The organism is Pseudomonas entomophila, assembly GCF_029193575.1.
GTDB lineage: Bacteria > Pseudomonadota > Gammaproteobacteria > Pseudomonadales > Pseudomonadaceae > Aquipseudomonas > Aquipseudomonas entomophila_G.
Genome location: NZ_JARGCS010000008.1, coordinates 130,163 through 140,707 on the forward strand (window position 1 = coordinate 130,163; position 10,545 = coordinate 140,707).

At 64.7% G+C, this 10,545-nt stretch carries 10 protein-coding genes; 2 read left to right on the plus strand and 8 right to left on the minus strand.

The features are described from left to right. The first annotated feature begins 93 nt into the window (after positions 1 to 93). The gene (pgm, locus tag P0Y43_RS02195; protein ID WP_275635658.1) at positions 94 to 1,731 is read left to right on the plus strand and encodes a phosphoglucomutase (alpha-D-glucose-1,6-bisphosphate-dependent); all 1,638 of its coding nucleotides are present in this window, start codon (positions 94 to 96) and stop codon (positions 1,729 to 1,731) included. Positions 1,732 to 1,814: 83 nt separating this feature from the next. Here the strand turns inward: pgm and P0Y43_RS02200 are convergent, their stop codons facing one another. The 4 genes from P0Y43_RS02200 to P0Y43_RS02215 all read right to left on the minus strand — a co-directional run bounded on the left by P0Y43_RS02200 (position 1,815) and on the right by P0Y43_RS02215 (position 5,167). Continuing rightward, the gene (locus P0Y43_RS02200) at positions 1,815 to 3,140 is read right to left on the minus strand and encodes an MFS transporter (RefSeq protein WP_275635659.1); all 1,326 of its coding nucleotides are present in this window, start codon (positions 3,138 to 3,140) and stop codon (positions 1,815 to 1,817) included. A 212-nt stretch (positions 3,141 to 3,352) separates the two neighbouring features. Further along, positions 3,353 to 3,913: a nucleotidyltransferase family protein gene (locus tag P0Y43_RS02205; protein WP_275635660.1), complete on the minus strand. Its 561-nt coding sequence runs from the start codon at positions 3,911 to 3,913 to the stop codon at positions 3,353 to 3,355. Between the two features lie 128 nt (positions 3,914 to 4,041). Next, positions 4,042 to 4,497, minus strand: coding sequence for a VOC family protein (locus P0Y43_RS02210; RefSeq protein WP_275635661.1), 456 nt, complete (start codon positions 4,495 to 4,497; stop codon positions 4,042 to 4,044). 166 nt (positions 4,498 to 4,663) lie between these two features. Continuing rightward, the gene (locus tag P0Y43_RS02215) at positions 4,664 to 5,167 is read right to left on the minus strand and encodes an SLATT domain-containing protein (protein ID WP_275635662.1); all 504 of its coding nucleotides are present in this window, start codon (positions 5,165 to 5,167) and stop codon (positions 4,664 to 4,666) included. 308 nt (positions 5,168 to 5,475) lie between these two features. On the opposite strand from P0Y43_RS02215, the gene P0Y43_RS02220 reads away from it, so the two are divergent. Then, positions 5,476 to 6,339: a GGDEF domain-containing protein gene (locus tag P0Y43_RS02220; protein ID WP_275635663.1), complete on the plus strand. Its 864-nt coding sequence runs from the start codon at positions 5,476 to 5,478 to the stop codon at positions 6,337 to 6,339. 9 nt (positions 6,340 to 6,348) lie between these two features. On the opposite strand, the gene P0Y43_RS02225 is transcribed toward P0Y43_RS02220, so the two are convergent. From P0Y43_RS02225 to P0Y43_RS02240, 4 genes are all read right to left on the minus strand, one after another. Then, the gene (locus P0Y43_RS02225) at positions 6,349 to 6,969 is read right to left on the minus strand and encodes a LysE family translocator (protein WP_275635664.1); all 621 of its coding nucleotides are present in this window, start codon (positions 6,967 to 6,969) and stop codon (positions 6,349 to 6,351) included. 160 nt (positions 6,970 to 7,129) lie between these two features. Next, entirely contained in the window at positions 7,130 to 7,591 is a 462-nt protein-coding gene (locus P0Y43_RS02230) for a GNAT family N-acetyltransferase (protein WP_275635810.1), read from the minus strand. Positions 7,592 to 7,820: 229 nt separating this feature from the next. Beyond that, on the minus strand, positions 7,821 to 8,657 hold the full coding sequence (locus tag P0Y43_RS02235; protein WP_275635665.1) for a DUF2971 domain-containing protein: 837 nt from the start codon (positions 8,655 to 8,657) through the stop codon (positions 7,821 to 7,823). Positions 8,658 to 8,784: 127 nt separating this feature from the next. After that, on the minus strand, positions 8,785 to 10,395 hold the full coding sequence (locus P0Y43_RS02240) for a Vps62-related protein (RefSeq protein WP_275635666.1): 1,611 nt from the start codon (positions 10,393 to 10,395) through the stop codon (positions 8,785 to 8,787). Positions 10,396 to 10,545: the final 150 nt, after the last annotated feature.

The window sequence follows — 10,545 nt, forward strand, 5'->3', positions numbered from 1 at the left end:
GACAAGACCACCACCCAGCCCATCGCACGGCGCTGCAACTCCCAGTACACTGCGCGTTCCAACACCTACATCCCGTTGAACTCGAGGTTCTGCATGACGCTCAGTCCTTTGGCAGGCAAGCCGGCTCCGGCCAGCGTGCTGGTCGATATCCCCCGCTTGTTGACCGCCTACTACACCGGCCGTCCCAACGCTCAGGTAGCGTCCCAGCGCGTGGCCTTCGGCACCTCCGGGCACCGGGGCACTTCGTTCGAGCTGAGCTTCAACGAATACCACGTGCTGGCGATCACCCAGGCCATCTGCCTGTACCGCCAGCAGAAGGGCATCGACGGCCCACTGTTCATCGGCGCCGACACCCACGCCCTGTCGGCCCCGGCCGCCGCCAGCGCGCTGGAGGTCCTGGCGGCCAACGGCGTGCAGGTCATGCTGTCCAAGGACGATGAGTACACCCCGACCCCGGCGGTGTCCCACGCCATCCTTTGCCACAACCGTGGCCGCCAGCAAGGCCTGGCCGATGGCATCGTCATAACCCCGTCGCACAACCCGCCGCAGAGCGGCGGCTTCAAGTACAACCCGCCCAACGGCGGCCCGGCCGACAGCGACGTGACCAAGTGGATCGAGGCCAAGGCCAACGACCTGCTGGCGGCGAACCTGGCGGGGGTCAAGCGCATGGACCACAGCCAGGCGCTGAAGGCTGCCACCACCCACCGCCACGACTACGTGTCGAACTACGTGGCCGACCTGGAAAACGTCATCGACTTCGAGGTGATCCGCAGCGCCAATCTGCGCCTGGGCGTCGACCCGCTGGGTGGCGCGGGCGTGCGTTACTGGTCGGCGATCGCCGAGCGTTACCAGCTCAACCTGGAAGTGGTGAACACCGAGGTCGACCCGACCTTCCGTTTCATGACCGTCGACTGGGATGGGCAGATCCGCATGGACCCATCCTCGCCTCACGCCATGCAGGGCCTGATCGGCCTGCGCGAGCGCTTCGACGTGGCCTTCGCCTGTGACCCGGACCACGACCGCCATGGCATCGTCACCGCCGATGGCCTGCTGCAGCCGAACAACTACCTGGCCGTGGCCATCGACTACCTGTTCCGCCACCGTCCGCAGTGGCGCAGCGATGCCGCCGTTGGCAAGACCGTGGTCAGCAGCGGCCTGATCGACCGCGTTACCGCGCGCCTGGGCCGTGAGCTTTACGAAGTGCCGGTGGGCTTCAAGTACTTCGCCCAGGGCTTGTTCGAGGGCTCGCTGGGCTTTGGTGGCGAGGAGAGCGCGGGGGCTTCGTTCCTGCGCCGCGACGGCAGCGTCTGGGCCACCGACAAGGATGGCCTGATCCCGGCGCTGCTGGCCGCCGAGATGACCGCCCGCACCGGGCGCAACCCGAGCCAGGCCTACGCCGACCTCACCGCGGCGTTGGGCAAGCCCTACGCCACCCGCGTCGAGGCCAAGGCCGACGCGCGGCAGAAGGCCCTGCTGGGCAAGCTGGCGCCGGAGCAGGTCAAGTCGACCGAGCTTGCCGGTGAGCCGATCGAGCAGATCCTCAGCCATGCGCCGGGTAACGGCCAGGCCATCGGTGGCCTGAAGGTGATGACCGCCAACGGCTGGTTCGCCGCGCGGCCGTCGGGCACCGAGGACATCTACAAGATCTACGCCGAGAGCTTCATCGACGAGGCGCATCTGCAGCGCCTGGTGCAGGAAGCGCAGGTGCTGGTGGATGCAGCGCTTGCCTGATTGAATCGTGTTGAGCGGGCGAGCCCTGTCGTGGGGCAAGCCCGCTCCTGCAAGATCGACGGGGCCCGCCCACATTCAGGCAATCACACTGCCGCACCGGCGCTCCCGCTGGCCGGCTCCTCATGCAGCGACACCCGCGCCGTCTCCGGCAATGCCAACCCTCCCACCAGCGCCAACAAGGCAATCGCCACCAGGTAGAACGCCGGCGCCAGGCTGCTGCCTGTTTGCCCGATCAGCCAGGTCGCCACCAGCGGCGCGGTACCGCCGAACAAGGTGTAGGCGACGTTGTAGGTAATCGCCGAGGCGCTATAGCGGCTGCGGGTCGGGAAGCACTCCGACAGCAACGCTGCGGTGACCACATTGCACAGCAGCGCCCCCACCGCCAGCAGGATCACCCCCAGCAACGCTCCGCTCATCGAACCCGAACTGGCCAGCCAGTAGGCCGGGAACACCGCCAACATCATCCACAGGCAGGCGAAACCCATGGTCCGCCTCCGTCCGATACGGTCGCTGAAGGCCCCTGCCAGCGGACAACCGGCGGCGGCGAACAGCAGCGCCACGGTGGTCACCAGCAGCGACTCGGCGCGGTCCAGATGGCCGACCAGTTGCAGGTAGGTGGCGAAGTAGGTGGTGAACATGTAGAACGACAGCGCCGTCAACGAGATGAACGCGCCCAGGTTGCGGATCGCCCGGCCATGGTGGCGCAGGGTGTCCATCAGCGGTGAATGCTCGTGCTGACGGCCTTCGGCGATGGCCTGGCGGAATGCTGGGGTCTCTTCCATGCGCCAGCGCAGGTAGAGCCCGACCAGGCCCAAAGGCGCGGCGATCAGGAACGGCACGCGCCAGCCCCAAGCGTTCATCGCCTCGCTGCTCAGGTTGGCTTCCAGGGCGTAGGCGATCACCGCCGCGCAGGCGAAGGCGCTGAAGGTCGATACCGGCACGAAGCTGCCGTAGAAGGCGCGCTTGTCGTTGGGCGCGTGCTCCATCAGGTAGGCGCAGGCCCCGGCGTATTCGCCACCGGCGGAGAAGCCCTGCAGGCAGCGGGCGAAGGTCAGCAGCGCCGGTGCCGCGAGGCCGATGCTGGCGTAGGTTGGCAGCAGGCCGATCAGCGTGGTGGCGCCCGCCATCAGCAGGATGGTCAGCGACAGAATGCGCTTGCGCCCCAGGCGGTCGCCCAGCGCGCCGAACACGATGCCGCCCAGCGGGCGCAGGGCGAAGGCCACGGCAAACACGGCGAAGGTCTTGAGCAGGCCGACGCTGGGGTCGGAGCTGGCAAAGAACTGTGCGGCGATCAGCGTGGCGAGGAAACCGTAGACGGCGAAGTCGAACCATTCGACGAAGTTGCCGATCGCCGAGGCGGCGATTACCCGGCACAGCGTGGCGGGGGATACCTCATGGGGTGCAGACATGCGCATGTTCTCCGTTTGTCATAGGCAGCCTGGGCGAGAGCGGCGCGGTCGTGGCCGCGGCTTCTGGTTGTCAGGGCAGTAGAACGGAGGTCTGCAAGGACGGCTTCTTCGAGGGCGACATCGGGATGCCTGTTCTGGCCGAGCGGCGGGCCTGTGGGCTGGGTGTGTTCCGCGACAGGCGGGCGAAGGCGCAGCCCTGTTTCGCTGTCCGGCTAGGGTTCGCCGGGGAAGATGAGCTTCGGCCATCGGTCGCGCCAAGCCTTGGATTGAATACGCTCCAGGAAGATGGCCTGCTTTTCGGCCTTGAATCGCGCGGTGCAGCGCACCGTCAGTGAGAACAGGTCTTCCAAGCCCAAGGGCGCCGAGATTTCCATCCGGCCCTCGCGACCGAGCCGCACCCCCACGGCAGTGGCGGTTTCGGGCCAGTGCGTCATCGCATCGGCAGCCGACGTGTACGGCCTGTCGGCATTACGCACATGCATCCGCGCCTGGTTCTTCACCGACCAGTTCAAACCGCCGTACCGGCTCGACAGTTCAGCCTCCAGGGCGCCGTCCGTTGCCGCATCGGCCCGTGCCGTGTCGTACCAGATGACGTCGATATCCTCAGGCAGCATGGACCCGTCGCGTTGATGCAGGTGGTCCCACACCAGACTGCGCACGAAGCCTGCCGCCACCCAGCAATCCGGCAGCGCCAGGCCCTGGACGGTGCGTAGGATCCGCATGCGCACAGGGTCGCTGGCGAGCAAGGTTTGCAGTTGTGCTTCGTGCGTCATCAATTTCCAGCACCCAGAGGATCTTGCAGGCCTGCCAGAGCGGCATGGCGCCGTGCATTTGCAACGCTGCAGGTGCCTGTCGAGTGTCCGATATTAATGCTCTGGCGCGGTTCTACGAAAGCCACCTCTCAGTCGAACACCTCGGCGATGAACGCCTCCAGCGTACTGGCTTCGAGGATCTCGATGGAGAAGTGCCCGAAGCGCTTGGGCAGCCAGATGATCCGCCCGCCGGAGGGCGTCTGCAGGTTATCCCGCGCCAGTGGGTTGCCGTTTTCGTCCTCGGGTTGCACGCCGTTGGCCAGCAACTGGTCATAGACCCGTTCGATGTCCGGGGTGGAGTAGCAGTGGCGGTAGATCATGCCTTCGCCGTGGGCGTCGAGCAGTTCCTTGAGGTTGCCGGCCAGGGGTTGGACCAGCATGAAGCGCTCCTCGCCGACCAGCGCGACCGCGTAGTGCACGTGCAGGCCGCCGCGTTCCCACACCTGGGTGCGCGAGATCCGCGCGCCGAGCACCTTGGCGTAGTAGGCGCAAGCCGTCTGCAGGTCGTTGACCAAGACATCCACGTGGCTGAACTTCAGATCCATTGCATCACTCGTCGTCAGAGGGAGGGCGCGCAGCGCCATCCTCTGCAACGCTGATGGCCCTGTGGGGGCGGGCTTGCCCCGCGATTACGGGCAATGCCCGTGCCTTTGGCGCAAAGCGCTCGGCCCCGGCATGATAAGCCCCTGCGCCGCACCGTTTCCAGGCCCCTCAGGCGACCGCTTCGAGCTTGCGCCGATCGACCGGGTCAACGCCTTCAGGGTCTTGCGCCAACGCCTCGATCGTTGATTTCCTGAGCGTGGGCGCCTCACGCGCGATGGCGTCCCAGCGCGACCTGATCGAGTCGATGAACGCGTGCAGGTCGCCGTCCGCAACCCCGCACGCGTTCACTTGCTGAAGCTCCTTGGACAGCTCGCCGAAACGGTCGGCGGCGGTCTTGTGGCCGCTGGCGCGATCACCGAAACCCAGGAATGTCTGCAAGGAGGCCAAAACGACCGAAAGCACGCTGAGAAAGCCCGCCGTGATGTTGAGCCACAGCCAGTCGCTGTTCTTGAGCGTGGCAAAGATGGAGGCGCCGACCACCGCCGACAGGATGACCACCGGCACCCCCAGCTTCCAGTTGAGCTTCTCGTAGAAGCGTGACGCCAGTTCGTGTTCGAGTTGATGCTGGCAGATGCTCCTGTGCCAGCGTTTCAAGAGTTCTTCGGTGGTCATGGCTGCTCCTCGAGACGGTCACGTCTACTGACGGGTCGAGCTGATCGGGTGGCTTTCCTTGCTCATGCTCGACACCTGTGGGCGAGGAGACGCAGCATCATGGCATTTGGCCGCATTCTCGAGTCTAGCAGTGGTTTCAAGCGCCGCTACCGTCCCGCTGAGGCACGGGCGAGCGGTGTTTCGCGGTTCATCGATCATTTTCTTGCCGCCCCGGTGGCACCCCCTCAAACCCCTGTGTATGCTGCCTTCGCATCACTCCCACCCCGCGACGGACCGCGCCCACTTCCCGACCCGGAAGCCCGAGCCCTATGCCCGTCGACCTGAAAGCGCTCTACCCGAAGCTGATCCAGCTGATGCTGGACACAGTGTTCGTGGTCGACCGCGACAACCAGATCGTCTTCGTCAGTGACGCCTGCGAGGCGCTGCTCGGGTATCGCGCCGACGAGCTGATCGGCACGCCGATCACCGACTACATGCACCCCGACGACCTGCCGGCCACACGCGCCTCGATCATCCGCGTGATGAACGGCCAACCGCACTTCGACTTTCGCAACCGCTACCTGCGCAAGGACGGCGGCATCGTGCACATCCTCTGGTCGGCGTTCTGGTCTGACGAAGTCGGTGCGCGGATCGGCGTGGCGCGCAACGTCACGGCCCTGGCCCAAGCCGAGGAGGAGTTGCGCTTCCTCGCCCACCATGACTCGCTGACCCGGCTGACCAACCGCTCGTTGTTCAACGACCGTCTCGACGCGGCCCTGCGCACGGCACGGCGCCAGGGCACGAGCCTGGCGCTGTTGTTCCTCGACATCAACGACTTCAAGGGCATCAACGACGCCCACGGCCACGCCATGGGCGACCGTGTGCTGTGCACCGTCGCGCGACGGCTGGAGGCCTGCGTGCGGGCGAGCGACACGGTGGCGCGTATCGGTGGCGACGAGTTCACCGTGCTGCTGACCGAGGTGCCGTCGCGGGCCGCGGTGTTCGAGAGGGTGGAGCAAATCCTCGCGGCCATGGCCGAACCGCTGGGCGCGGAATTCACCGGGCTGCCGATGCCCTCGTGCAGCATCGGCGTGGCCTGCTACCCGCAGGACGGGGACGATGCCGATACCTTGCTGAGCTTCGCCGACAGCGACATGTACCGGATCAAGCGCCAACGCTATGCCGCCGGCTGAGTGGCCCCCTCAGCGTCGGCTGAATGCCAGCCGTGCGGCGAACAACAGGAACAGCACTCCGGTGCTGCGGTCCATCCACTCGATCACCTTGCCGCGCCGCAGCAGGCCGGCCAGCGGCTGGGTGGCGCCGATCAGCGCGCTGGACCAGGCCAGCCCCAGCACCACGTGGATGCCGACCAGGCCGAAGGTCCAGGCCACCAGTGGCTGGCCCTGGGGGATGAACTGCGGCAGGAACGACACGTAGAAGATCCCGACCTTGGGGTTGAGCGCGTTGCCCAGCAGGCCCTTGAGAAACCAGTTGCCCCCAGGCTTGGCGTCGCTTTGCGCGGGCGCCAGCGCGGTGCGGGGCCGCAGCAGCATGTTCAGGCCGAGCCAGGCCAGGTAGGCCGCGCCGCAATACTTGAGCAGGTTGTAGGCCAGCTCCGACACGGCGATCAGCGCGCCCAGGCCGAAGGCCACCGCCGCGCCCCACAGCAGGCAGCCGGCATTGATGCCCAGCGCGGCGCGCACGGCTTGCTGCTTGCCCTCGACGGTGGCGGTGCGCAGCACCAGCGCGGTGTCCAGGCCTGGGGTGAGGGTAAGCAAGGTGGCGGCGAGGGTGAAGGCGAGCAGGTTGTCGGCGAAGGGCATGGGGAGACGTCAGGCAGTGAAGGTTGGCGCACGTTAACACGCGCGGCGTCAGGCGGGGCAGCCGGGCTCCCCCAGGTACCGCGCGACTTTCACGGGCCACGCGGTACCTGGGGGCTTGCCCCGCGATGCGGCCGTTAGGGCCATCCGCTCACCGGCGATTTCACTCCACCTCTTCCTTGTACATCCGCATTCCCCGCGCCTGGTAATTGGCCAGCGCCGCCGGGTGGTCCAGGCTGCAGGTGTGCACCCACACCCGCCGCGTGCCCGGCCACTCCCAGGCGCGGGCGATGGCCTCGCTCAGCAGCACGCCGCCGAAACCCTGGTCGAAAAACTGCGGTGCCAGGCCGAAATAGCGGATCTCCACCTCATGGCCGTCTGGTCGGTACAGCTCGAAATAGCCGGCGATCGCACCACGGTGGTAGGCAACCCAGGTGCGGTGGCCCGGCTGCTCCACCAGCGCCTGCCACTGGGCGTCGCTCCAGCGGTTGAGGTCGGTCCAGTTCCAGGCGGCGCCTACCAGTTGATAAAGGAAGCGGTTCAGCTGCGGCTGCGGGATCTCGCACTCGATGATCTGCAGGTCGGCGCGCGCTGGCTTGGCCTTGAGTTCGCTGGGGGAGGTCATCTCCAGGTAGAAGATGGTCACGGGGCTGGTCACGGGTGGGGCTCCTTGGGTGGACGGGTCCTTGGCTGGGGGACTTTAGCGTGAATGGGATTGTGGGGCGAGGATTGCGTCGCCCAGGGAAAGGGCCGCTGCCTGGGCAGGCAGCAGCGTCCCGGAGAGGGGAGGCGCGAGGGCCAGCAGCAGGATCTTTCGGCGGTGGCCGGTGCTGCCCTGCTCGCCGGGGTGGCCGTCAGAGAACGATCTTCAGTTGATAGCTGTCTTTGTCCAGCCGCACATGCTCGATGTGCGCACCGCTATAGACGGTGCGGGCAATGGCTTCGATCTTGCGTCGCTGCGCTTGGGGCATCTTTTCCCCGATCAGTATTTTCCTGACCGCTTCGGGCGCATAGCTGTGCAGCCCGGTGCTGCTGGAAATGGCCCGATACTCCCGCTCGTGGCGCCAGGCTCGGGACTTCGTCGAGCGGCTTTTGATGATGAACTCGGCGACCAGGTCGCCAAGCAGTTCGCTGGGCTTGAAATGGTGGGTCATGTGCTGGTGGATATCGATCTCCGGCAGTGCATTGCGGTATTCGACAGGCTCGATGATCAAGGTGTCCTGCTGGTTCAGCGTCTGGAGCGACTGGTGCAGCGTGACCTTGTCGAAGACCAGGCAGAAACCTCGCAGCCCGTTGGCGTAGTGCGACCACATGAGCTGGTTCTTGGCGAAGGTCCTGTCGCGGCGGCAGAAACAGCAGTAGCCGTCCTCGGCGATGTAATCCATGTGGAGGGTGCGCAGGGTGTGCCCCCACACGTTGAAGATGAATTCGATTTTCTCTTCCAGCGTTGCCAGGCTGACGAGGTGGTCGTGAAACTCGCGGTTCTTGTCGTGAAAGTAGTCCTGGTTGATGTTGACGATCTCCTCGACTTCGCGTCGGCTGGCAAAGGTGTCTTGCGAGTAGACCTTCTTGACTGCCACTCGCCCCTCGAACGGGTCGTTGAAGTCATGGGGCGAGGAGAACCACAGCGTAGAGGTCTTCAAATTGTCCAGGGAGTGTTTGCTGACGCTGAAGAATTTGCTGAGTTCCATGGGGGCCTGCTCTGGTCGGGGTGATGCGAGTGACTGTGTGCCAAAGAGTCTAGATGCCAACCGGGTGTAGCCTCATCGCGGGGCGATCCGACGTGCCCCGCGATAGGGCCGGCAAGGTCAACGAACGTTACTGATCAGCGCCCAATTTGACGGTGTAGTTGGCCAGCAACACGCCAATCACCCCCTTCATCCTGTCGATGTCGGCCTGGGTGATGTTGTCGTAATGCCCCACCCCGACGAAGTTGCCGACCTGCACGGTGAGGTCGCCGTTCTCAGGCACCACCTTCCACAGGGTGACGTCCTGGCGGGCGCCAGAGCCTGCGTCGTTCCAGATGGCCTGTGAACTGATGTCCTTCAGGTTGATGTCGCGGCACAGGCTCTCATGCACGCAGACCAGCCCCTTCTTGATGTCCTCGGGAATGGAGTAGTCGCTGGTGCCCAGCACCATGATGTCGCCCAGCGCGCGATACCCGGCAGGCGGGACCGGGCGCCAGCAGGCGTAGTAGCCCGACTTGCCCGAGCCTGCGTCGGTCCAGACCTGCACGAAGTCCATGGGCGCCTTGAGGAAGCCCAGCTCGTAGAGATCACGCAGCAGCGCGCTACGGCCATCGGCGGCGCTGCTGTGGTTGCGCTGGGCGAACTGCCCGGTGTAGCGGTTGCCCTGGTCGGTGCTCGGCGCCCACACCGAAAGGTCCTGCTTGGCGCCGGAGCCGGCATCGGTCCCTACGCGACGCATGGCTGGGAACAGGTTGACGGCCAGGACCTTCTTGTCCTTGGGCACTGGCTGGGTCTTGCTCTCGATCCAGGACGGGAAGGCCGCCTCCAGGGCGTCACGGCGTTTTGCGTCAGTGGCCAGCGACCAGATCGGGACCAGGCTCTCGCTGGTGAAGTCCATGAACACGGCGTAGTCGAGTAGGCTTGCGGCCCATTCGTTGAAGGCGCTGTGCTTGTCGTCGTCGTGAAAGATCTTCGACGCCAGGCCAGGCTTGCCACCTACGGTCTTGAGGTTGGTTTCGGACAGTTGGCGGAAGTTCTCGATCTGTTTGCCCAGTTCAGACTTGCTGTCGACGGAGATTTCGCCCACCAGCGCCTGGTACGAGGCCTTGGCCGTGACTGAGATGTTGTATTTGTCCTCAATGCGCAGCGTCTTGGTGGCAGCGTTGTAGTCCAGCCGCCCGCCGATGACCGCTTCGCCAATGTAGTAGGCGCCAAAGCGATCGAACAGGTCGTTGGGCGAAACGTCATTGTTTTCAATCGCTGAACGCGCCTCGGGTTTCAGGTAGGCGCGCAATTGTTCCGCGTGCGGAAGATTGATCTGCCAGAGCCGGTGCACTTCGCGGACGGTGTCGTAGTAGGTTTCTTCGTGGGACAGCGACTCGCTGCTGAAGGCAGTTTCCAGCGAGGCGGAGAACAGTTTGTAGCGGCCGGACACCCCTACCGACAGGCCCAGCGATTCACGGTAGATATCGATGGTTTGGCCTTTGACCTGGTGGAAGTCGGAGCGAAAGACCGCACTGACGCCGAACAACTTGTTATAGCGGTAAATCTTGCCTTCGATGTTCAGTGTCTTGTAGTCGGTGTCGGGGAGGTCGAACAGTCCTTGTCCGATGGTGCTCTCGGCACGGGCGAATTCACCTTGCAGGTTATAACCCAGGCCCATGACATCGCTGCCAGGGAGCAGGGGTTCGTCGGTGCCGGGGGTGGCGAGATAATGAATGGCTAACGTCGTGTTAAGCATGGTGCACTCCTTGCGGTTTTGGGCAGTGGTGGAGCGTTGCCGTAAAAACTTTAAGAGTGGATTGGCAATAATGCCAATTTGCCATTATTGAACCTATTGCCAGTTATTTCTTATTTCATTTGGCTGTAAGGGTTATTTTTATTTTGTTTA